Annotated in this window: 24 protein-coding genes; 4 read left to right on the top strand and 20 right to left on the bottom strand. The window is 45.4% G+C overall.

What is annotated here, in order from left to right; genetic code table 11:
• Positions 1-74 precede the first annotated feature (74 nt).
• Positions 75-368 carry a hypothetical protein gene (locus tag QWZ13_RS09935; protein WP_290281635.1) on the bottom strand — a complete coding sequence of 98 codons (294 nt, stop codon included), beginning with the start codon at positions 366-368 and terminating at the stop codon, positions 75-77.
• On the opposite strand from QWZ13_RS09935, the gene QWZ13_RS09930 reads away from it, so the two are divergent.
• Positions 368-583 (top strand): hypothetical protein, encoded by a 216-nt coding sequence (locus QWZ13_RS09930; protein ID WP_290281634.1) that lies wholly within the window; start codon positions 368-370, stop codon positions 581-583. The genes QWZ13_RS09935 and QWZ13_RS09930 overlap by 1 nt on opposite strands.
• On the opposite strand, the gene flgL is transcribed toward QWZ13_RS09930, so the two are convergent.
• From flgL to flgJ, 4 genes are read right to left on the bottom strand one after another with little or no spacing between them, the layout of a single operon-like run.
• Positions 527-1783: a flagellar hook-associated protein FlgL gene (flgL, locus tag QWZ13_RS09925; protein ID WP_290281633.1), complete on the bottom strand. Its 1257-nt coding sequence runs from the start codon at positions 1781-1783 to the stop codon at positions 527-529. The genes QWZ13_RS09930 and flgL overlap by 57 nt on opposite strands.
• Position 1784: 1 nt before the next feature.
• Positions 1785-2024 carry a hypothetical protein gene (locus QWZ13_RS09920; protein ID WP_290281632.1) on the bottom strand — a complete coding sequence of 80 codons (240 nt, stop codon included), beginning with the start codon at positions 2022-2024 and terminating at the stop codon, positions 1785-1787.
• A gap of 57 nt (positions 2025-2081) precedes the next feature.
• Entirely contained in the window at positions 2082-5144 is a 3063-nt protein-coding gene (gene flgK / locus QWZ13_RS09915) for a flagellar hook-associated protein FlgK (RefSeq protein WP_290281631.1), read from the bottom strand.
• 12 nt (positions 5145-5156) lie between these two features.
• Positions 5157-6140: a flagellar assembly peptidoglycan hydrolase FlgJ gene (gene flgJ, locus QWZ13_RS09910; RefSeq protein WP_290281630.1), complete on the bottom strand. Its 984-nt coding sequence runs from the start codon at positions 6138-6140 to the stop codon at positions 5157-5159.
• 88 nt (positions 6141-6228) lie between these two features.
• Here flgJ and QWZ13_RS09905 point away from each other — a divergent pair, with 88 nt between their 5' ends.
• Entirely contained in the window at positions 6229-6396 is a 168-nt protein-coding gene (locus tag QWZ13_RS09905) for a hypothetical protein (RefSeq protein ID WP_290281629.1), read from the top strand.
• Here QWZ13_RS09905 and QWZ13_RS09900 read toward each other — a convergent pair.
• Positions 6370-7455, bottom strand: coding sequence for a flagellar basal body P-ring protein FlgI (locus QWZ13_RS09900; protein ID WP_215999308.1), 1086 nt, complete (start codon positions 7453-7455; stop codon positions 6370-6372). The genes QWZ13_RS09905 and QWZ13_RS09900 overlap by 27 nt on opposite strands.
• 84 nt (positions 7456-7539) lie before the next feature.
• Here QWZ13_RS09900 and QWZ13_RS09895 point away from each other — a divergent pair, with 84 nt between their 5' ends.
• Positions 7540-7674, top strand: coding sequence for a hypothetical protein (locus QWZ13_RS09895; RefSeq protein WP_290281628.1), 135 nt, complete (start codon positions 7540-7542; stop codon positions 7672-7674).
• Here the strand turns inward: QWZ13_RS09895 and flgH are convergent.
• The 8 genes from flgH to flgB form a co-directional block, all read right to left on the bottom strand.
• Positions 7649-8338 (bottom strand): flagellar basal body L-ring protein FlgH, encoded by a 690-nt coding sequence (gene flgH / locus QWZ13_RS09890; RefSeq protein WP_215999307.1) that lies wholly within the window; start codon positions 8336-8338, stop codon positions 7649-7651. The two genes, QWZ13_RS09895 and flgH, sit on opposite strands and share 26 nt — an antisense overlap.
• A gap of 28 nt (positions 8339-8366) precedes the next feature.
• Positions 8367-9152, bottom strand: coding sequence for a flagellar basal-body rod protein FlgG (gene flgG, locus QWZ13_RS09885; protein ID WP_215999306.1), 786 nt, complete (start codon positions 9150-9152; stop codon positions 8367-8369).
• A gap of 27 nt (positions 9153-9179) precedes the next feature.
• On the bottom strand, positions 9180-9923 hold the full coding sequence (locus QWZ13_RS09880; protein ID WP_215999305.1) for a flagellar basal body rod protein FlgF: 744 nt from the start codon (positions 9921-9923) through the stop codon (positions 9180-9182).
• A 260-nt stretch (positions 9924-10183) separates the two neighbouring features.
• On the bottom strand, positions 10184-10333 hold the full coding sequence (locus tag QWZ13_RS09875) for a hypothetical protein (RefSeq protein ID WP_290281627.1): 150 nt from the start codon (positions 10331-10333) through the stop codon (positions 10184-10186).
• Positions 10334-10489: 156 nt separating this feature from the next.
• Complete coding sequence (locus tag QWZ13_RS09870; RefSeq protein WP_290281626.1) at positions 10490-14875, bottom strand: flagellar hook-basal body complex protein; 4386 nt, start codon at positions 14873-14875, stop codon at positions 10490-10492.
• A 75-nt stretch (positions 14876-14950) separates the two neighbouring features.
• The gene (locus QWZ13_RS09865) at positions 14951-15703 is read right to left on the bottom strand and encodes a flagellar hook assembly protein FlgD (protein WP_215999303.1); all 753 of its coding nucleotides are present in this window, start codon (positions 15701-15703) and stop codon (positions 14951-14953) included.
• Positions 15704-15715: 12 nt separating this feature from the next.
• The gene (gene flgC / locus QWZ13_RS09860; RefSeq protein WP_215999302.1) at positions 15716-16156 is read right to left on the bottom strand and encodes a flagellar basal body rod protein FlgC; all 441 of its coding nucleotides are present in this window, start codon (positions 16154-16156) and stop codon (positions 15716-15718) included.
• Positions 16157-16158: 2 nt separating this feature from the next.
• Positions 16159-16557, bottom strand: a complete 399-nt coding sequence (gene flgB, locus QWZ13_RS09855) for a flagellar basal body rod protein FlgB (RefSeq protein WP_215999301.1) — start codon at positions 16555-16557, stop codon at positions 16159-16161.
• Between the two features lie 34 nt (positions 16558-16591).
• Between flgB and QWZ13_RS09850 the strand changes: the two genes are divergently transcribed.
• Positions 16592-16726, top strand: a complete 135-nt coding sequence (locus tag QWZ13_RS09850) for a hypothetical protein (RefSeq protein WP_290281625.1) — start codon at positions 16592-16594, stop codon at positions 16724-16726.
• 110 nt (positions 16727-16836) lie between these two features.
• Here the strand turns inward: QWZ13_RS09850 and QWZ13_RS09845 are convergent, their stop codons facing one another.
• From QWZ13_RS09845 to QWZ13_RS09820, 6 genes are read right to left on the bottom strand one after another with little or no spacing between them, the layout of a single operon-like run.
• Positions 16837-17106, bottom strand: a complete 270-nt coding sequence (locus QWZ13_RS09845; protein ID WP_290281624.1) for a hypothetical protein — start codon at positions 17104-17106, stop codon at positions 16837-16839.
• On the bottom strand, positions 17066-17221 hold the full coding sequence (locus QWZ13_RS09840) for a hypothetical protein (protein WP_290281623.1): 156 nt from the start codon (positions 17219-17221) through the stop codon (positions 17066-17068). Before QWZ13_RS09840 ends, QWZ13_RS09845 begins: the two co-directional genes overlap by 41 nt.
• The gene (gene pyrC, locus QWZ13_RS09835; RefSeq protein ID WP_290281622.1) at positions 17160-18197 is read right to left on the bottom strand and encodes a dihydroorotase; all 1038 of its coding nucleotides are present in this window, start codon (positions 18195-18197) and stop codon (positions 17160-17162) included. Before pyrC ends, QWZ13_RS09840 begins: the two co-directional genes overlap by 62 nt.
• Before the next feature lies 1 nt (position 18198).
• Positions 18199-20226 carry an excinuclease ABC subunit UvrB gene (gene uvrB, locus QWZ13_RS09830; RefSeq protein WP_290281621.1) on the bottom strand — a complete coding sequence of 676 codons (2028 nt, stop codon included), beginning with the start codon at positions 20224-20226 and terminating at the stop codon, positions 18199-18201.
• Positions 20201-20341, bottom strand: coding sequence for a hypothetical protein (locus QWZ13_RS09825; protein ID WP_290281620.1), 141 nt, complete (start codon positions 20339-20341; stop codon positions 20201-20203). Before QWZ13_RS09825 ends, uvrB begins: the two co-directional genes overlap by 26 nt.
• The gene (locus QWZ13_RS09820; protein WP_290281619.1) at positions 20310-21500 is read right to left on the bottom strand and encodes an amino acid aminotransferase; all 1191 of its coding nucleotides are present in this window, start codon (positions 21498-21500) and stop codon (positions 20310-20312) included. The genes QWZ13_RS09825 and QWZ13_RS09820 overlap by 32 nt, the downstream gene beginning before the upstream one ends.
• Positions 21501-21533: the final 33 nt, after the last annotated feature.

The following is a 21533-nucleotide window of genomic DNA, read 5'->3' as shown; positions in this document are numbered from 1 at the left end:
AAAAGAGTTACGAAGCAGGGTATATTGGTTTTTGAACTTACTTGCAGCTTGCAGCTCAAAACTTCCAGCTTTCTCTAATTCTTCCTATAAGCCCGCGTCTGCTCATCTTTCTTAGGGCTTGGCTCTCCCGTTTTGATGGTTTCTTTCAAAGTGGCTTGATGGGCTTGGATTAGGCTGCGGTTTTCTTCTAGTACGGCGTGCCAAAAAATCATGCGTTCTTCGAAAGCGTCTAAATCTTCTTTATTGTCGCCCAGGGTTGAAAGGTGTTCACTGACCATTTCTTGCCATTTATCTAATAATGTTGGAAGTTGTTCGGTGTTGAGCCAAAGGTCGTTAAAGGCGGTGTCGAGTTGTTTGAGGGTGGGCATTGGAACCTCGTTTTGAGCTGCAAGTATATAGCTGCAAGCTGCAAGTAAGTAAAAAGTTATTGAGACAAAGTATAGCAAGGTATTGGGGATTTGACCTTACTTGCAGCTTGCAGCCAGCTGTTGCCCTTCGGGCAAAAGTTCTATCCACTAACCTTCGGTTAGCGGATGAAGTCAAACAAACTCTGCGAGGTGACTTTGGCGAAGGTTTGTTGTGAGGCTTGTAATACAAATTCTTCCAGCTGTAGTCGGCTGATGGCTTCTGCGTAATCTAAATCTCGAATGCTTGAACGAATATCTTGTGCGGCCAATTTGTTATCGGCGTGCTGGTTCATGGTGGTTTCGGTGGTATTCAGCCTTGAACCAATTCTTGCGCGCACAAGCGCTACTTTTTCTAAGGCGGCGTCTAAGTTTTCGAGTGTATTGAATATGGCCTCGTCATAGGCATCACTGAATTCTGGTGCATCGCTGAAGTTATTCAGTGCGTATTCTAATTTTTCAGTGGTGACTAACAAGCCTTGTTTCGGTGATGTTTCAATTACGAATTTATCACCAGGGTAAGGCTTTCCAGTTACATTGACATTCATACCTTTAAATTGAATGGCCGCACCAGGTGTATAGGGGACGTTTTCGAAAGTATCGACTGGCCGACCATCCGATTTTTGCCGAATGGTGTAATTAGGGCCGGGTGGATCTACGTCGAGTTCATTGTTAAAAGTAATGACCGCGTTTTCTGGGAAGAAGTCGTTTAATGCTTCTTGATCTACGGTGATACCGGCAGAAATAACAGCGGGCGGGTTGCCTCGGTTTTCAGAACTGGCCGACGTAAAAAAAGAAGGCACATTGGCATCGACGTCTAAAAAAGCGTCTTTACCGCTGTCGCTCGATGCTATGGTAATAGAGCGGCTGATTTGTAAGAACCGAACGCCTTCATCGCCCTGATAGCTGTATCCGCCCCCAGGGTTTTTCACAAACGGCTGTTGATCACCCGCAAAGCCAGAGAAAATGTATTCGCCACCGCCATCTTTACTATTCATGAGATCGTACATCTCTTTGACGCGTTGACTAATTTCTTCGCCAATGGCGATACGTTCAGAGGTACTGTAAACAGCAGCGTTACCGGCTTGCACCGTTAGCTCGCGCACGCGTTGAATGGTGCTGGTAATGCCGTTTAACACACTTTCTTCGGCTTCTAAACGAGAATCGAGCAGGGTAATGTTACGTTCGTACTGATTAAGCAACGCTATTTCTTGATCGAGTTGCAGTACACGGGCAGCACCAACTGGATCATCCGACGGCGATAAAAGTTTTTTGCCTGTGCTCAACTGCTCCTGTGTACGATTCAAATTCGCTTGCAGCGTCATCATATCGTTTACAGGGCGTTGGTAGATCCAGTAACTGGAAACTCTATCGGCCATTTTATGTCACCCTTATGGTTTTGATTGGTTTTAAGCTGCGGGCTTCGAGCTGCGGGTTTGAATGATTTAAAACCGCGATGGTTGCCCTTACGCAAAAAACAATTTTTTCAAATTGATACATTACATTAAACATTCTTGTAGGAGCGCTCGGAGCTTGCGGAGACGCGAACCTTTGTTGCCACCCTTTTCGCGTCTCCACTGCGTTTCGTACGCTCCTACAAATACTATTCGGCCAACGCACTTAGGCCTTTAATCTCTTAACCCGTAGCCCGCAGCCTAAAACCCAAAACCGCCCCACCTAAAACGCCGCTAACAATGAATCAAACAATTCCTGCGCTATCGAAATTACTTTCGCATTAGCGTTATAGGCGGCTTGAAACTCTATTAATCTTGCGGCTTCTTCATCTAGGTTTACGCCTTTAATATCGGTAAGCTCTTCGGTGGTTTTGTCTAAAACGGCTTTTGCTGAATCGCTTCGAATTTGCGCTTGGCTGGTCAGCGTCCCTATTTGCTCTACGGTTTGACTGTAACTTTCCGTCAGTGTCATTCCGCCATCTTCTACATTAACAGTATCGGTTGTTTCAATGGCAACTAGGTCTAGGGCGTTTCGGTTATCAGACACGCCGTTTTCATTCCAGCCTATGGCGAATTCATCTCCAGCGACGGGTCGTCCACTGATTTCAAATTGAAACCCCATGTAGGTTGATTTAGCTTCTGGAGTTCCATTAAAAATGCCACCTACGGTTGGGTCGGTTTTTAATCGAATGCCATCGGCCATGGTGATATCAACTTGCCCACCAACATTCACCCGAGATACATCGTTATTACCAGTACCTTCAACACTCATAAAAATTTGATAACTAAGATTTCCACGCTCATCAATTTCAGCTTTAACGTAACCCGGGCTATCTAACTGCGCTTGAATTTTTGCGGCTAATTCAGCTTTTACATCTTCACCCGTTTCGTGATTACCGGTTAGCTCGACATAGCCTGTACGGCCATCGGGTAAGTACATTTTAAATTCATAAGGACCATCACTCGAAAAATCATAACCCGTTAAATTACTTATTTTCCCTTGAGTGTCTCCTTGAACAACATCCACGGACCATTGCTCACCCGTAGACAACATGAAGGTATCACCAGGGTCTATGTAGGCATTTACATTGGCTGGAATGCCGGGCGGCAATATCGGCGCACCGGTGATCACCGGCTGAGGTTTGTCACCACGCATCTCAACTAAAATATCGTTTCCGCTTTCATCAATAATGGTCAGCGTTTCACCATCACTTTTTGCACGAATACCCATTTGCTGCAGCTCGTAATGATGATTAATACGGTCGGCTAAAAAGTTAGGACCCATTTCTTCAGGCACTTCTTCAGGGTAGCCTTCCATATATGTTGTTTGATTCAAACTAGTGAGCGTTTGTGTGATCTCTTTGCCGTTGACCCAAATTTCAAAAGGGTTGTCGGGGTCGTAGGGTGTACCTGAATTGGTGAAATTAGCCAACTGCACTTCGGTATAGGCGCGCGCCTCTACCCCCTCAACCAAATTTAATTCCTGCACAATATCTTTTGCGCTCGCACTGCCGGGTGTCGATATGGTTGGTAAAGCCGTTTCTTTGCCGGTCACAGGGTCTGTTTGATAAAAAGTAAAACGCTCTGGGTTAATACCATTATTAAGTGATGCTGTTGATGGGCCACCATAACCAATGGTTGGCTGGTAAGGTAGCCTTGCGCGCCAGCTATTTACCATGGTTTGGCCAGGGTCATCAGTAAAAATCGTATTGACAGCGCCAGGAACGAACATCAGATTTTCCATTGGCGGTCTAAGTGGTCTTGGGTTACCTGGGTCAGAATTATCTAAAACAGAATATCGATTTTCACTTTCAAACTGCACTAATAATGGCGGGCTTAACTTGCCATCTACTGCGAATGCATTGGAATCTCGGCTCAACATTGCGCCTTGATTAATTAATCCACTGCCTTGATTGCTGAGGCTTGTATTGGCTTTAATTGGGTAAGCTAATGCCAGTTCCGAAGGTTGACGAATGAGCAGCTCCATTTGTTGCGCAACATCACGTAGAGGCGCGATGGTAAAGCTGTCTCCTTCTGAAAAGGTTCCGGCTTCTAATACAAGTTCTAGTCCATCAAACTCAAACGATTGTGGATACTCATTGCTTAACCCGCCTTCCTTTATAACCTCTCCCGTATCGTTTCGGGTAATTTCATAGCGGCTGTTTTCAGGGCCCGGCACATGAAAGGTGTAGTCGGAAGTCGTTAGCTGTTCGCTGTCTTTAAAGTAAACGTTAAATAGGTTGTCGTTGGGTAAGGCATTATCACCAAACGCAAATACTCGACGCGTTGTTAAAGAAGGGTCATTAAGGTCTTGGAAAAAATCATTTCCAAATCGCCCTTCTAAATCAACACCCAATTTATGGGTTTTATTGGTTTCTTGAGTAAAGGCAACGGCAAGCCTGCCTAAGCTGTTAATCGCCGTTGATAACCCCTCTTCTCTAAAGTCTAAGAAGCCAGCGATAGAGCCCTTATTCAAAGAATCCGTAATTTCAACGTTTTCCACTTTACTGACAAATTTAATACCCACGCGAAAAGGGTCTTGCAACCCAGGCGCTGCTTCTAATTTCGCCGCCTCATACTTCATGACCAATGGGTTGCCATTGCCGATGGCAATGTTAACGGTTGCACCCACGTCGATTACATCTATGTCTACAAATTCGGCTAACTGTCGAACTAACTCTTCTCGCTTATCGTACAAATCATTTGGTGGTGCCGATGTTGCTGAGCCTTGCGCGGTTACTATTTTTTCATTCAACTGAGCAATACCATTCGCTATAGCGTTTACTTGCGCGACGGCGGCTTCAATTTGACTGTTAACGACACTTTCTTGATCGGCTAAATAGCGGCTAATGGTTTCGAATCTATCAACTAATCCTTGCGCTTCCCCTAATACAACATCACGCGAAGGCACATACGCAGGATTATCGGCAGCGCCTTGTAAGGCGGCAAAGTATCTATCTAACTGAGGCTGTAGTCCGGTTCTATCGTCGGCAAGAATTCGGTCAACCTGTTCTATCTGCTCACGGTAAGTTTGTAGGTGATTAAAAGCAGAAGTATCGGAGTTTAATTGCCCTTGTAAAAACTGGTTTTCAATGCGGCGAACGGTGTCCACATTAACGCCTTGGCCAACGTAACCAAAACCTCTATATAAAGGTGTTGCACTGCTCATCACCACTTCTTGGCGTGAATAACCAGGAGTATTGGCATTACTGATGTTATGGCCTGTCGTTTTCAAAGCTTCTTGATGCGCTTTTAAACCTGTAATCGCTGTGCCTAGTATGCTCATAATATTGCTGCCTTACGCCTGTTTAAACCAATCGCTGTTAACGATTCGAATAATTTTTTCTGCATACTGCGGGTCGGTTGCGTAACCGGCCGTTTGCAATTCATTGAGGTAGACTTCTGGGTCTTTCGCCTGTTCTAAAGCAGTCTGATAGCGAGAAGAGCTTTTTAAAAACTGTGCGTAATCGTTAAATGATTCTTCAATGCTTCCATACGCTCTAAATGGTGCTTTAACGGTTAGTTTGTTGCCATCAATATATTCATGGGTCGTCGTCATAGCCACTTGCCCATTCCAGCGTTGATCGGCTTTTATGCCAAAGAAATTATTAGCGACTTCACCGCTTTCGTTTGTAATTAACTTTTTACCCCAGCCTGTTTCTAGCGCGGCCTGAGCAACTAATACCTGAGGCTGAACGCCCAAGAGTTTTGCAGTTTGTTCAGCAATGGGCATAATCTGTTTAATAAAACTTTCAGGTGACGAAAAGGAATCTTTATCGAGTGATTTGTATGAAGGCGAGCTATAAACCTCTTCAATGTCGCCTTCTGTACTTTTAAGATTTTCTGGGTTTGATTCTGGCACTGATTGAATTGAAGCTTCACCAAATGACCAAGGCGAGGCATTTAAAATTGGGCGAATAGATTCATTTAATGGCTTTATGTTGTTGTCAAAATAATTTTCACGCTGTGGGTTTTTATCACTTAACAATTGCTCGTAAAGCACTTCCGCTAAGCCAAAGCCACCATCACGCGACATAGACAACGCCATTTGTTGATCACTCATGTCTCGGTAAAATTTGGTTTGATAGCTACTTTCTAGATCGGAAGCTAACACATCCGTCGCATCGCGCATGCTTTTCATAATGAGGTTCATAAACATAGATTCAAACTGCTGCGCAACCGCCTTTAACGCTTCAGGATCATCCTTCTGCGCACCACGTTTTAAGGTGTTTAAACCTTGTAAATCGTTGTAGTTAAACGCTGCATCAAGTTGCGCTGTCATAATCGCCTCATCGGCAAGGAATTGCCGCTTTAATCAATTTGTTGTCATTGTTAAAGTTAATGCGAGAAGTGTGCCAGAATGGTGGGTTTTGGGCTGCAAGCTGCAAGCTGCAAGCTGCAAGCTGCAAGCTGCAAGCTGCAAGCAAAAAAATTTGCGTGGGCTAATGGCAGGCGTCAAGTCTTTTCTTTTGTACTTGCTTGAAGCTTGCAGCTCAAAACTTGTAGCTTTTCTAAATAACTATCAATTCCGCTTTTAACGCTCCGGCACTTTTCAGCGCTTCTAAAATCGCCATTAAATCACCTGGGGCTGCGCCTACTTCGTTTACGGCATTGACCAGATCGTTCAATGTTACAGTTGGTCCGAATAGGAACATGGGTCCTTTTTCTTCTTCTACATTTAAGTTGGCGTCCGGTACCACTACGGTTTCACCTGCCGATAATCCTTCTGGCTGATCGATCACCATATCATTCTGTACGGTTACGGTTAGGTCACCATGCGTGATGGCTACGGATTCAATTTTTACATGCTTGCCAACCACGATAGTACCAGTGCGGCTATTGATGATTACTTTTGCAGCGCCTTCACCTGGATCAACTTCTAGGTTTTCGAGCACACTTAAAAAACTCACTCGCTGGTTTGCATCGCGCGGTGCGGTAACTCTAACTGAGGCCGCATCTACCGCATAAGCCGCGTCTGGGCCAAGCAAGGTATTAATTGTTTCAGACATTCTTTTAGCGGTGGTGAAATCGGGGCGGTGCAAGTTAAAGGTTAGATAATCACCTTGTGAAAAAGTATTTGGCACCGCTCTTTCGACGATAGCTCCATTAGGAATACGCCCAGCCGATTGGATGTTCACTTTAATGGAAGAGCCATCTTCACCTTCGGCACCAAAGCCGCCAACCACCAAATTACCTTGGGCTACCGCATACACATTACCGTCTGCCCCTCTTAATGGGGCAAGCAGTAAGCTACCCCCGCGTAAGCTCTTAGCGTTGCCCAAACTCGACACTGTAATGTCAATTTCTTGCCCTGGCTTAGCAAAGGCAGGCAAGGTTGCATGAATACTCACGGCGGCTACGTTCTTTAATTTTGGGTCTTCACCTTCTGGAATGGTAATGCCAAATTGCTCCATCATGTTAGTGAACGTTTGATTGGTAAACGGCGCTTTATCGCCGGTACCATCCAGCCCCACAACAAGACCATAACCCACCAACTGGTTATTTCGAACGCCTTGAACAGCCGATAAATCTTTTATTCGGTCAGCCCAAACACTGCTGGTAAACAGTATTAATGCAAGTGCAATGATTGGTTTCATATGTGTCATCTCGTTGACGATAATTAAATTAATACTTCTGTTCTGCAAACTTTATGCCGCACAACTGCCGTTGTAAAAACCTCAATGGTAGGAGCGCCCGAAGCAACGCGGAGACGCGATAGCATGGTGCCGGTCAATCGCCTCTCCACTTTGTTCCGAAGGCTCCTACGAATTAATACTTACAGCCCCTGGCCTAAAATGGAAACCAAGATGAATTAACAAAGGCCGTTAGCCAACCTTGTTTGGCTGCACTGGCCACAGCGCCTGCGCCACTGTAGGTAATGCGAGCGTCGGCTAACTTTTGGCTTTCTACGGTGTTGTCTAAGTTAATGTCGTCAGGGCGCAACATGCCTTGAATACGAATAAACTCAGCACCGGTATTTAGGGTGATCCACTTCTCGCCCCTAACTCGCAAGACGCCGTTGGGTAACACTTCTGATACGGTCACAGTGATGTTACCGCTTAAAGAGTTCGATTGATCGGCATCGCCTTTACCTGAAAAACTACGATCGCCTCCAATGGTGCCACTGAGCGCCTCTATTGGATCGCCTCCGCCTAATACAGGCGCTGTCAAAGTAGCGTTTGATGACTTACTGGTTTTAGATTGCGATGACTTTTTACCTTGCGTACTTTCAGATAAAACAACCGTAATAATGTCACCGACTCGGCGAGCTTTTTTATCGCCGTATAGGCTTATACCATAATTATCGACGAATAAAGAGCCGCCAGAATTCGGAGGTGGTCGTAAAGATTCAGACGGTACCGGCGCGAATTCTGGATCACCCGGCTTTGGCGCTTGCGGCAGTGAAGAAATTTGCATCCCGCCACAAGCCGATACCAACAAAGCGGCGATCACTACCATTACAATTTTAAGATGAGTCATCACGATTGCCTCTTCTAACTTTAATTTATTACAAATTCGACGTAATGAAACCGAGCATTTGGTCGGCGGTACTCACTACTTTCGAGTTCATTTCATAGGCGCGCTGCGTTGCGATCATATCAACCATTTCTTCTACAATGGTCACGTTCGAATTTTCCAATGCGCCTTGAACAATAGAGCCAAAGCCATCCAAACTTGGTACACCAACCGCTGGCGCACCGCTGGCAGCCGTTTCTAAATAAAGGTTATTCCCAATAGCTTGCAAACCAGCCGAGTTTACAAAATCGACCACTTCTACGTTGCCAATTTCTACGGGTAAGTTATCGCCTTCTGAAACTGCAGATACGATGCCATCGGTACCTACTGTGATGGTTTTGGTTTGCTCGGGTACTTGAATGTTTGGCTCTAGTGGGTAGCCGTTTGCCGTCACCACATTGCCTTCAGAATCTAAATGGAAAGTACCATCTCGGGTGTAGCTGATGGTGCCATCTGGCATTAATATTTGAAAAAATCCCCGCCCATTTATTGCCATATCGAGTGGTTGCTCGGTCATATTTAAATCACCTTGCATAAATACTTTTTGCGTACCAACCGTTCGCACACCCGTACCTAATTGTAGGCCTGAAGGAAGCTGAGTATTTTGCGAGCTTTGCGCACCCGGCTGACGCTGCACCTGGTAGATTAAATCTTCAAATACCGCACGCTCTTTTTTAAAGCCTGTTGTGGAAGCGTTCGCCATATTATTTGAAATAGTAGCGAGTGAAATATCTTGTGCTTCTAAGCCGGTTTTACCAACCCAAAGTGCCTTATGCATAATGTTATCCTCTTAATTGGTTGGTGATTAACTCATTTGCAACACACGTTCAGATGAACGTGACATGTCGTCGGCGGTTTTCATCATCTTCACTTGTGTTTCGTATTGACGATTGAGCGATAATAAATTGGTCAGCTCAGCAACGGAGTTCACGTTACTGCCTTCAACAAACCCCGTGATCACGGTCATCAATGGATCGGCTGGTAAGACGGCTGGCCCTTGCACAGGGCGGAATAAACCGTCTGTGCCTTTTTCAAAATTTTGAAAATCAGGGTTTACTATTTTTAAGGTATCAACCGCAATCATGCCTTGAGGCCCTGCACCTGGCGGGCGAATAGAAATAACACCATCGGTCCCTATTTCTACTTTTTGATAAGGAGGTAAAACAATAGGACCGCCCTCGCCTAAAATAGGCTGACCACTGCCATTGATCAGTTCACCCAATGGTGTGACGGAAAAATCACCTCGACGCGAATAAGCTTCTTGCCCGTTGGCATCGAGAGTGGCAAAGAAACCATCGCCAGTGATAGCGGTATCTAGCTCGTTGCCGGTTTCTATCAATGCACCATCGTTAAAATCGGAAGCAGGACGTTCGGTTAAAGCAAAGGCGCGTGAAGGATGGTGCTCACCCCAAACAGGAATAGCACGCGCTTGCGCCCAGTCGGCTTTAAAACCATAGGTACGAGCATTCGCCATGTTGTTCGAATGAGAGGTTTGCGAAAGCATGTTGTTCTTCGCACCGGTCATCGCAATATATATCGCACGATCCATTTTCTTAATCCTAATAGTGTTGCTTTAGGTTTGGTAATGCGAAAGGTGTGCCAACAACCTCTGAAGGAGGTTTTTAGAGCGACTAGCTGCAAGCTATAAGCTGCAAGCTACTGATTTATATGGAGTTTTATGAAAATCACTGGATAAGTGACTGTTTTTATTGAATTTCAAATATAAGAAAGCAGACGGTTTTGGCGGTAAGGATTAGCAGTAAAAAGCGGTGAACGGTTGCCATAGAGCAACCGCATCACCACCCGATTTCAGGTGCATGTGAAGAGGCTAAGGTCGTTTTGGGCTGCGAGCTGCGTGCTGCGAGTTTGTTCAACATCATAAACCGGCCACACACCTGGTAGGAGTGTTCGAAGCTTGCGAAGACGCGATTGCTTTGTGCTACTCCATCGCCTCTCCACTGCGTTCCGAAGGCTCCTACAAGTATGGCTAAACCACCAACGGTAACGCTTTGGTTTATGGGTTTTTCCTAAAACCCGCAGCCCGCAGCCAATAACTATCTTTTAACCTTGCCCTTACTAGCAGCTTGCAGTTAAAAACTTGCAGCTATCTTTTTACTACCTCAAATTAATAATCGTTTGCGTTACGGCATTCGCTGTCTCAATCGTCTTCGCACTGGCCTGGTAGTTCCGTTGTGCGATGATCAAATGAACCAGTTGTTCCGATAAGTCGACAGTCGAGTCTTCGAGTGCGGCCGATCGAAGTGTGCCAAGCAAGCCTGTTCCGGCTTCACCAATGGTGGCATCGCCCGATTCAAAGCTTTCTTGCCACTCCGTTTGGCCAACAGGTGTTAACCCTTCCATGTTGGCAAAAGAGGCCAATGCGACTTGCCCAAGTACTTGTGCTTCACCATTGGTGTAACGTGCGAATATGGTTCCGTCGTCATTGATCTCTAAGTCTTTGAGTCGGCCACTTGAATAGCCATCTTGCTGAAAATCGTAACGAGCAAAAGGACCACCGTATTGTGTCGTTCCACCAAATGAAATCGAAAAGTTCGAGTTCGTGTTCGGATCGGGTACGGGTGAAACACCCCCTTCTGCCACATTAAGTGATGTGTAAGCACCGTTTCCATTTCCTTCAGAATCCACAGGGTCCCAATTCGAGATTAAGAACTCACCCGTGTTTTCTTCATCGATGGTGCCATCGGCATTAAAGTGCAGTTTAAATGATGCATGCGTTGGCTCAATGTTTTGAGGGAACGGCAATGACGCATCCGGATCACCAATTGGCTCACCATCAATTAACGCATAAACCGTCCAACTGTTTAACGCTTGTGGGCGCACCGGGTCATCAGGGTCTTTCACGTAGTACATTTGTAATTGATGCTGGTTACCTAACGAATCGTAAACCGTTAACGATGCAGTTTCGTTGTAGGATTCAGGATCATCAGGATCAAACTCATTAATCACAAACGGTTCAAAGCTGGCATCGTTTAAACCATTGAACAAGCCTGCCACACGTGGGTCTGGCTCGATCATGGTAATGCCTTCGTTCAATACGATATCAACATAGCCGCCCACGCGTGCGTTAGTTTCTGCGTCCACGCCTCGGCCTAGAGTCACCGGTGCCGTGCTGGTGTAGCCTTGAATTGTCAAACCATCTAAATCGTTGGTTGTTTCAATAGAAACTGAGATATCAATACCGATACTTGAGGTGATTTCAATATTTCCAGTATCTGCATTTAGATCGGCACTGATACTATTGAGCGAAGTTCCAGAGTATGAATTAATCTCATCCACGATGCCTTGGAAATCGTTTGCAGTAATCACTTGCCCATTTATGTATAAATTCATATCGCCACCGTTAACGTAATCTTCGGCGCGTAGGGTAAGGTTAGTTTCAGCGGTTGCGGTCACTCCTGCATAGGAACTTAATTGACTGGCAATCTCGGATGCTTGCGTTCCTTCTGGGATAGTAACATTTGTACGCTCGTCATTTGCTTCATCATAAATGACAAAACTCTGCTCCGGATAACCGTTGGTTATAGCCGGCTCACCTATAGTCAACAACTCAGCTTCATATTGGTCGGCTTGCAGCAAAGCATGCAGCGCGTTGACATCTAAATCATCGCCCGGCGCTTGCACATTGGTAATGGAAATTTGTGACGCTTCGCCGCCTTCTGTTGCCATAAACTGCAGGACTTCGTTGTCGTCTGCATCACGCCCAACGACCGCCCTAACGCCAATGTATTCGTCTTCTGGTACCGCCGCTAATTCACGGTTAATGGCCGCGGCAAGTTGATCGACAGAGTATATTTTTTCTTCTAACGAAATGGCCACTGAACCCGAGCGCCCTTCTTCATCCGGCAATGGAACGGCTAAGTTCACACGGAATGAATGGGTGCGATCAATTGGCTCTTCACCTAAGGTTTTAGTTGTACTGGTTAAACCAAAGTTAGCCTGAGAAGCCGTTGTACCCGAAACATCAATGTCTAATGGGAAGGCACCTGTATCGGCACGTTCGAAAATAAGGCGACCGTTAACATGCGACACATTGACTTCACCCGAAAGCGTTGGGTTAGAGGCAATCAGGCTATTGATCTGGTCGACCAACTCGTTATTCGTTGTATAGGTACCTTGAGGGATAGTAATGCGTTGTGCAGTACCGCCATCTAAAGAAATTTCAATTTGATTATCAAACGGAACGTCTGGACTACCTAACACCGTGGTTGGTGCAGGCACCGATGTTGTAGCAATACCAAAGTTTACGACTGAAGTAGATGCCGTAGAGGTCGATGGCGTAAACGAAATTGTTTGTGGTCCAATGCCCATATCATTGGACGTAATCACCAAACGGCTTGCATTGGTGGTAATCGTTACCGCATTAGGTCCATAAGTCCCCACATATTGTGCGTTGATTTCATTTTCAAGATCGGTCGCAAGCGCGGCTATGTTGGCCCATCCACCGGCAGGTACAATGAGCGTTCCGGGTTGCGAATCACCTCCAAGGTTTACAGTAAAGTTGATCGACAAACCATCATCGCCATTTGCAATTGCGCCTGCTGGTATTGGAGCACCTGTAAGCTCGGTTGCTGTCCCTGGAACAAAATCAGTAAAGGTGAGTCCAGAGGTATTATTACCCTGTACAGTTGCATTACTGCCTGGATCGCTTGATAAATCTATAAAGCCATTATTTGCGAATAAGTCAGTACCGGCTATCGGAGAGAAAGGCTCAGGTGTAATCAAGGACGTAGTCGAGCTGATTCCTAAGTAAGTATCCGATGTGGCAGAATTCGACGTTACACTTAAAGTATCACCAGCCGTTGTAGTATCGATTCTTGCAAAATGTAGGACTCCACCGACATGATAGGCCGTTACCGCGGCGTCAAGCGCTGCCGAAGTGGCAGCAATCTGAGCATTAATATCGGCAACGAGCGAATCCGCATCTAAGTGATTAGTCCCTGTCAAAGTTACGGTCACTGCAGGAGCACCATCAACCGAGAAATCTAGTTGGTTGTTTTGCACTTGACCTAAGGTTTGAATCGGCGCGAATGAAGAGTTAGCTGTCATACCTAGTTCATTCATGCCAACTGAGCTGGTGGTGGTTGAACTGACGCTCGTAAATGAGACATTGGTAGGGCCTAAACTGCCCCCAGCCGTTACTACAAACTCCAATCGGTTAGCGTTCAACTGGAATGAACCTTCAGTCCCTATACCACCCGCTACTTGTGCGTTTAAATCTGCAACAAACGCCGCTTGTGAAGCATAACCTGCAGGGTTATATGTAAAAGATTGATTCGAGTATACGGTGCCACCGACATTGGCATTAAACACCATATTAGAGCCGGCAACTGTTGGATCATCGTAAAATGGGCTTGTGGAATCGAGAGAATCTAAATCAATGCGACTTGTAAGCGTGGTTCCTGTATTGACTGCTGTAATGTTTAATCCCGAAGCAGCATCACCCGCCAAAGTAATACCATGGGAACCGAAGTTTAAATAGTTACGATCAGATAAACTATTCACGTTATTCACAATGCCAATGATCGCAGTGCCATCTGTAGCATAAGGACCTGCAGTTTCAAAGGTGATACCACCGAAGCTATTCGCTACCGCTTGAACTTTGCCCGCTAAATCAGGGTCGCCATTGATATTCGCATTGATCGATGAGACTAAATCATCGACATCGTCATATATTACGGTATCGGTGAATGGCTGAATGGTAACGGTTAAAGGATTTAACCCACCATTTATGTTGGGCCCCTGCAGTGTAAAATCTAACGTAGATGACGCTTCTGAAGCATTGGGCTGCCAAGGAAAGTTTATACCCGGTGTTGTTCCTGTAAAGCCAATGGCACCACCCACGATTTGCGCAGGCGTACCGGCAGTGGTTGGGTAACTGATTGAATCTAGTGTGGTGGTCACATCATCCGAAGGCCCAACTTGAGCAACCCCAACAGCTAAACCATTGGTGCGAGTGGTAGAGCCAATTTGTTGCAACACTTGAGCACCCGCGGGTACATTTAAACGCGCATCAATAGTATGGGTACCACGGGGTGGTTGGTTACCAGCATCTACACGTAAGTCTTGCAAAATACCCGTTACAATTCCATTTTGATCTACACCATAGCCCTGCAACACGGCGCCTTGATTACTTTCAATAAAGCCTTGCTTATTAACGTGAAAGATACCTGATCGTGTATAAGTCACTGAATTATTAGGGTACTCGGTCACAAAAAAACCGTTTCCGTCGATCGCTAAATCGAGCACAGAATTGGTTTGCGAAATATTACCTTGCTCAAATTTTTGCCCGACATTGGTTACATTAACACCGGAACCAATCGGGTCTTGACCCATGCCCATGATGGAAGTGGTATAGGCATCACCAAATTCGGCTCGACTGGCTTTAAAGCCGGTCGTGCTTGCGTTGGCGATGTTATTACCGGTGATATTTAAGTCTTTGTTGGCTGCGGCTACACCGCTTAATCCTGAACCGAAACTCATAAACTGACCCTCTTCTATGTCATTCCCGCTGTGCGGGGTTTAATTCCCAGTCATTGGGAATGACGATACTGTCACTTAATAAACTGCATTAATTTGCTTAACTTGCGCCATGGTTGCAGAGCCACCACCGGCTAAATTCAATTGAATATCGTTGTTATCACCAATCGTGACCGAATCGACACGCTGCGATAAACTGGTATCAAATACTTGCTGTTGTCCAAGCACGCTTCCGCTCACTTGAAAATCATAGTTACCGGCGGGATGCGGAATAATGTTGCCGTTTTCATCGGTCTGGAATTTATCGTAATCGATGTCTGCAATTTCACCGTTCACTTCTAAATTCGCACCATCCCATTTAAACGTTAACTGACCATTTGGCTGATAACCTAACGCAACGCTTTCTACTATTTGCCCAGTCTCGTTGGTAATTTGTAACGTTAAACCTTCTGATGCCGCAGGGATCTCAGCCATACCAAACACCAATTCACCGTGCCGCAAGGTACTGGATTGATTTCCATCAATGGTTACAGCACCTCCCACAAGGGCGCTTGCTTGCAAAGCTTGCGATGATTTATAGGACACCGCTAAATCTTCAAAACCAGAGGACATATTTTGAATGCCTTCCACGGTTGAAAATTGAGCGAGCTCGGCAATAAACTGGCCGTTATCTTGAGGCTCAAGCGGGTTTTGATTGTTAAGCTGAGCAATCATTAATTCTAAGAATTCACTCTTACCTAACTCGCCGTTGTCTGGCGTTTCTGTGGCATTACGATCTTTACTGTAATTACTGCCCAACACATTGGTAACGTTGTTGTTAATGTCGGTCATGGTCGCCTACTCCTATTTGCCCAACGTTAAGGTTTTTTGCATCAAGGTTTTAGCCGTATTAAACACTTCAACGTTGACAGTAAAAGAGCGTGAGGCAGACATCATATCGGCCATTTCCTCAACTACGTTGACGTTTGGGTAATACACATAACCGTCTTCATCGGCCATTGGGTGCGTTGGATCAAATCGAATATCCAGTGGATCTTGTTTTTCCACAATGGCTTGCACTTTGACTCCGCTGCCAACATCGTGAGCTAAATCTACCGGCACTAGATCACGGTCGACATAGGAAGCGTGAAGTTGCTGAAATACGGGCTTACGTGCGCGGTACGTGTCTTCAATACTAGAGCTCACCGATTGAGCGTTTGCAAGGTTACTGGCCGTCGTATTTAAGCGAATCGACTGGGCATTCATGCCCGACCCTGAAATGTCGAAAATATTTCCTAAGCTCATAATTATTCGCCTCTAATTGCGCCGGTTAAGCCAGTGAACTTACGATTCAAAAACTCAAAACTGGAGTTGTATTGCATGGCATTGCCAGTAAATTCTGTATTTTCAACATGCTCTTCAACTGTATTGCCATCGATGGAAGGCTGAAGCGGATTGCGGTAAAGTTTTTCCCACCCATCCGATTCGCGCCCCTGAATGTGTGCCGAATCTGTTTTAGCCACTTTTAAACTAGAGGTTTGTTTTACCTCACCGGCTAAAATTGCTTTAAAATCAATATCGCGGGCCTTGTATCCAGGGGTATCGGCATTCGCAAGGTTATTCGCCAGAATTGACGACCGCTCAGAACGAATCAGCAACGCATTATCGTGAATACCTAGTGAATTATTAAAACCTAATGCCGACATACCTTTCCCCTATTTCCGCTTTTTGCGTATTTATATGGAATATTGCAAACACAATGCCAAGTTTATTTTTTGTTTAAAATCAATGGGTTACGGTATTTTTGGTTTAACAAAGGCGGAATTTGGCGGCAAAGCGGTTAGTGAAGGAATGCATTGGGCTACGGGCGGCTAGCTTAGGGTAAATTTAAAAACTTCGCTTAAAGCGCTTCAGCAGGGAGGAAACCTGCCAGTGACTTTAGAACTGAGCATCTTGGTTTAGGTAGATCGAAAAAAACTGAGGTATCAGTTAGAAAATCGTTCGGCAAGTGTTGCACATTGCTGTAAAGAAATTGCTTTCGCCCACTGAGTAGATTCAGTTATTTTTTGAACGTCTTGTGCTGATTGATTATTTGTTTTTTTAAGCATTTGAGGTGAAATGGACATCTGTTCGATGTCCATTTTTATGGCTATGAACGGCAAAAAATCTGGGTCGTTTTCGTAGGCACCCACCTCATGACGCAACTGCTCCAATTCAAGAGCACCCAGCAAATAATGTAGGGTACCGTTCAGCATCGCGCGGGCTACTATGCCCACGCGTTGAGCGGGTAAGGTGGGTACACTGCTCATTACAATTTAAGGCGCCAGGCAACGGTTTCATTAGCAAAGAAAGGTACAATTGGTTCGCCATTTGGCAATTCAATTTCACTGGGGATTTGCCATGGTTGCTTGACCAACGTGATCGTTGATGTATTTACGGGTAGCCCATAAAAATCAGCACCAAAGACACTGGCAAAATTCTCAAGTTTATCTAAACAACCGAGTTCCTCGAACACTTGCGCGTACAATTCAATGGCACTCCAGGCCGAATAACACCCTGCACAACCGCAGGCGTTTTCTTTATTGCGCTTTTCATGCGGTGCCGAATCGGTTCCTAAAAATATTTTAGGCGTTCCTGAGGCTACGGCCTCCCTTAATGCCTGCTGGTGTGTATTACGCTTTAGCACGGGCAAGCAAAAATTATGGGGCCGAACACCACCAACGAGTAGGTCGTTGCGATTAAGCATAAGGTGCTGTGGCGTTACCGTCGCGGCAACATTGCTTGAGGCTTGAAGAACGAAATCAACGGCGTCTTTTGTTGTAATGTGCTCAAGTACGACTTTTAAATCAGGGTTATTGGCCACAATGGGCTTAAGATGCTGATCAATAAAGACTTTTTCTCGATCAAATATATCAATATGCGATTCCGTCACTTCACCATGAATCAAAAGCAGCATACCCTGTTCTGCCATGACTTCAAAAACTGGCTGTAAACTGTTCAAAGAGCTTACGGCTGCACTAGAATTTGTTGTCGCGCCGGCAGGGTAAAGCTTTGCGGCTAACACTCCGGCCGCTTTCGCTTCTTTAATATCTTCAGCGGTTGTCTGATTTGTTAGATAGATCGTCATAATGGGGGTGAAGTCAACACTCGCAGGGGTTGCGTTGCTTATACGGTCTCGGTACTCCATTGCCAATTTGGCGTTGGTAACGGGTGGCACTAAGTTGGGCATTACAACAGCTCGTTTAAAGCAGCGAGCCGTGGCAGGCACCGTTTCCTTTAGCATATCGCCATCTCGGAAATGCAAATGCCAATCATCGGGTGCAATGAGAGTTAGCTGTTCAGTCATGTTATCGGGCCCTTAGTATGTCTTTTAAATCCATTAGCTGATCTCGCAGCGCTGCAGCTTGTTCAAACTTCATATCTTTCGCCGCCTTGTGCATGTTGTCTTCTATTTTGATCATTTCTTTCGACAGTTCAGCAACACTCATTTGCAAGTAACTGGTTGTTTTGGCTTCTTCGCCAATTTTTTCTACTTTTTGGCGCTTCTTAGCCATAGCCCCTGAACGACCAGGAGCTTTTTGCGCACCGTCGATTATATCGTTAATGGTTTTATTCAATGCTTGAGGCGTAATGCCCATTTTTTCATTGTGCGCAACCTGGGTTTTACGTCTACGTTCCGTCTCTGCAATGGCACGCTCCATAGAGCCCGTCATTCTGTCGGCGTATAAAATGGCTTTACCGTTTAAGTTACGCGCGGCACGACCAATGGTCTGAATTAAGGATCGATCACTGCGTAAAAAGCCTTCTTTATCTGCATCTAAAATGGCGACTAACGATACCTCAGGCATATCTAACCCTTCTCTCAATAGGTTAATACCCACCAGCACGTCAAACTCGCCCTTTCGCAAATCACGAATAATTTCAACCCGTTCTACGGTGTCGATATCGGAATGCAAATAACGCACTCTCACGCCATTGTCTTGCAGGTAATCGGTTAAATCTTCAGCCATGCGTTTTGTGAGCGTCGTTATCAATACTCGTTCGTTTACAGCCGTACGTAAACGAATTTCTTCTAAGACATCGTCTACTTGAGATTGGGCCGGACGAATTTCTATTACAGGATCAATTAAGCCTGTCGGCCTAACGACCTGCTCAACTATTTGTTGAGCATTAGCGGCTTCGTATTTGCTTGGGGTTGCTGAAACATAAATGGCTTGAGGTGCAAACCGCTCCCATTCTTCAAACTTAAGAGGCCGATTATCAAGCGCTGATGGCAACCGGAAGCCATACTCCACTAAGGTTTCTTTACGAGATCGGTCACCTTTGTACATAGCACCAATTTGTGGAATGGTCACATGCGATTCATCGATCAGCATTAGGGTTTCTTTAGGAAAGTACTGGAACAGGGTTGGCGGTGGTGCTCCCGGTGCTGAGCCTGATAGAAATCGGGAATAGTTTTCAATACCGTTGCAGTAGCCAAGCTCACGCATCATTTCTAAATCGTATTTAGTGCGCTGCTCTAAGCGTTGCGCCTCAACTAAGCGATTATTCTGCTCTAAAATGGTTAGGCGTTCTTTTAATTCTACTTCTATTTGTTCAACGGCTTCTAAAATAGTCTCTCGTGGCGTGACGTAGTGCGTTTTCGGGTAAATGGTGAATCGGTTCAGCTTTTGCAATACTTCACCCGTTAATGGGTCAAACAAACTGAGTTTTTCGACTTCTTCATCAAACAATTCTAAGCGAACTGCTTCTAGTTCTGATTCGGCGGGGAATATATCTATGATATCACCGCGCACCCGATAACTGCCTCGTGCAAAGTCTATATCGTTGCGGGTGTATTGCAGCTCGGCTAATCGTCTGAGCACTTCACGTTGATTAATGGTGTCGCCCTTTCGCAAATGCAAAACCATTTTTAAATAACCTTCGGGTGAGCCTAAACCGTAAATAGCCGACACCGTGGCAACAATTAAAACATCTTTTCGCTCTAACAATGCCTTAGTGGCCGACAGACGCATTTGTTCAATGTGTTCGTTTACCGATGAGTCTTTATCAATAAAAGTATCAGAGGAAGGTACATAAGCTTCAGGCTGGTAGTAGTCGTAATAGGATACAAAGTACTCTACTGCGTTGTTAGGGAAGAACTCTCGGAACTCAGAGTAAAGCTGTGCAGCTAAGGTTTTATTGTGCACCATGACTATGGTGGGTCTGTTTACGGCTTCCACCACTTTGGCCATGGTAAAGGTTTTACCAGAGCCCGTGACTCCCAATAAAGTTTGGGCGGCAAGCCCAGAGTTTAAGCCATCGACCAATGCTTTAATGGCCGCGGGTTGATCACCAGCTGGTTCATAATCAGATACAACCTTGAACGGCTTCATGCCCTCTCCTATTACTTACAAATTGCAGCATGCGAATAGCATAAAGGCCAGCAAGCTGACCTTTAATGGTGTGTAAATTCGGTTTATAAAACCTTGGCGATTGATTCGCACACATACTCAATATTTTTATCGGACAACCCAGCAACGTTAATGCGCCCGCTGCCGACAATGTAAATGCCATAGTCAGTTTTAAGCGTTTCGACTTGCTCAGGTGTTAGCCCTGAAAACGAAAACATGCCATTTTGTTGCTCAATAAAACTGAAATCTTGCGCGACACCCAGCTTGGCCAGTGCGGTTACAAACTTACCACGCAACTGATGAATGTGCTGACGCATATAAGCCACTTCTTCTATCCACTGTGCTTTAAGTGAAGCGTCTCCCAATACGGTCGCCACAACTTTTGCACCATGGGCAGGCGGGTTTGAGTAATTAGAGCGAATAATGGTTTTTACTTGGCTGAATGCGTTATCGGCAACTTCACTATTACTGCCAACCAATGTAAAAGCACCGACACGTTCATTATACAAACCAAAGTTTTTACTGAAAGAACTTGCCACTAATAATTCAGGAACCTCTTCTGTAAATGCACGCAAGCCTGCAGCATCTTCTTCAATACCTTGGGCAAAACCTTGATAGGCAAAATCGAACAGTACAATTAGGCCACGATCTTTGGCGATAGTCGCTAATTCTTTCCATTGCTCAAGTGTTGGGTCAATTCCCGTTGGGTTATGGCAACAACCGTGCAATAAAACAGCATCGCCTGCTTCGGCGCGGTTTAAATCGGCTTTCATGCCATCGAAATCTAGACCATGTGTCTGAGGATCATAGTAACTGTATGCGGCTGTTTGTAAGCCCGCGCTTTTGAACACGCTGTTGTGGTTAGCCCAGGTTGGATTACTGATCCAAATTTTATCTACGTTAAGTTGGCTCGCCATAAAATCGGCCGCTATACGCAATGCACCCGTTCCGCCAGGTGTTTGAGCTGTACGGGCTAATTGGTTAGTCACAATGGTGTGATCGTTTCCAAAAAGCAATGCCTGTACTTGCTTGCCATATTCGAGGTCTCCGCCAATGGCTAAATAGCTTTTAGACGTTTCTTGCTCAACCAATCTGCGTTCCGCTTCTTTAACGGTAGCCAATATGGGTGTGTTTCCATTTTCATCTTTAAATACGCCCACACCTAAATTTACTTTAGTAGCGCGGTCATCTTTATTAAATGAATCATTCAGCCCTAGAATTGGATCTGCGGGCGCGGCAACAACACGTTCGAACATGGAGGAGTCCTTCTGACTGTCTAGAATGAGAAT

The sequence above is a fragment of the Reinekea marina genome, assembly GCF_030409715.1.
Taxonomy (GTDB): domain Bacteria; phylum Pseudomonadota; class Gammaproteobacteria; order Pseudomonadales; family Natronospirillaceae; genus Reinekea; species Reinekea marina.
This window is presented reverse-complemented; position numbering and strand designations above follow the sequence as displayed.

Bases quoted from the DNA above. Each gene is read 5' to 3' on its own strand.
- QWZ13_RS09895 (WP_290281628.1), top strand. From the start codon at position 7,540: ATGGTAGGAGCGCCCGAAGCAACGCGGAGACGCGATAGCATGGTGCCG.
- pyrC (WP_290281622.1), bottom strand. From the start codon at position 18,197: ATGACTGAACAGCTAACTCTCATTGCACCCGATGATTGGCATTTGCAT.
- flgJ (WP_290281630.1), bottom strand. From the start codon at position 6,140: ATGACAGCGCAACTTGATGCAGCGTTTAACTACAACGATTTACAAGGT.
- QWZ13_RS09820 (WP_290281619.1), bottom strand. From the start codon at position 21,500: ATGTTCGAACGTGTTGTTGCCGCGCCCGCAGATCCAATTCTAGGGCTG.
- uvrB (WP_290281621.1), bottom strand. From the start codon at position 20,226: ATGAAGCCGTTCAAGGTTGTATCTGATTATGAACCAGCTGGTGATCAA.
- QWZ13_RS09935 (WP_290281635.1), bottom strand. From the start codon at position 368: ATGCCCACCCTCAAACAACTCGACACCGCCTTTAACGACCTTTGGCTC.
- QWZ13_RS09880 (WP_215999305.1), bottom strand. From the start codon at position 9,923: ATGGATCGTGCGATATATATTGCGATGACCGGTGCGAAGAACAACATG.
- QWZ13_RS09865 (WP_215999303.1), bottom strand. From the start codon at position 15,703: ATGACCGACATTAACAACAACGTTACCAATGTGTTGGGCAGTAATTAC.
- QWZ13_RS09900 (WP_215999308.1), bottom strand. From the start codon at position 7,455: ATGAAACCAATCATTGCACTTGCATTAATACTGTTTACCAGCAGTGTT.
- QWZ13_RS09850 (WP_290281625.1), top strand. From the start codon at position 16,592: ATGGAATATTGCAAACACAATGCCAAGTTTATTTTTTGTTTAAAATCA.
- flgH (WP_215999307.1), bottom strand. From the start codon at position 8,338: ATGACTCATCTTAAAATTGTAATGGTAGTGATCGCCGCTTTGTTGGTA.
- QWZ13_RS09870 (WP_290281626.1), bottom strand. From the start codon at position 14,875: ATGAGTTTCGGTTCAGGATTAAGCGGTGTAGCCGCAGCCAACAAAGAC.
- flgK (WP_290281631.1), bottom strand. From the start codon at position 5,144: ATGAGCATACTAGGCACAGCGATTACAGGTTTAAAAGCGCATCAAGAA.
- QWZ13_RS09825 (WP_290281620.1), bottom strand. From the start codon at position 20,341: ATGTGTGCGAATCAATCGCCAAGGTTTTATAAACCGAATTTACACACC.
- flgC (WP_215999302.1), bottom strand. From the start codon at position 16,156: ATGAGCTTAGGAAATATTTTCGACATTTCAGGGTCGGGCATGAATGCC.
- flgL (WP_290281633.1), bottom strand. From the start codon at position 1,783: ATGGCCGATAGAGTTTCCAGTTACTGGATCTACCAACGCCCTGTAAAC.
- flgB (WP_215999301.1), bottom strand. From the start codon at position 16,557: ATGTCGGCATTAGGTTTTAATAATTCACTAGGTATTCACGATAATGCG.
- flgG (WP_215999306.1), bottom strand. From the start codon at position 9,152: ATGCATAAGGCACTTTGGGTTGGTAAAACCGGCTTAGAAGCACAAGAT.
- QWZ13_RS09845 (WP_290281624.1), bottom strand. From the start codon at position 17,106: ATGCTGAACGGTACCCTACATTATTTGCTGGGTGCTCTTGAATTGGAG.
- QWZ13_RS09840 (WP_290281623.1), bottom strand. From the start codon at position 17,221: ATGGCGAACCAATTGTACCTTTCTTTGCTAATGAAACCGTTGCCTGGC.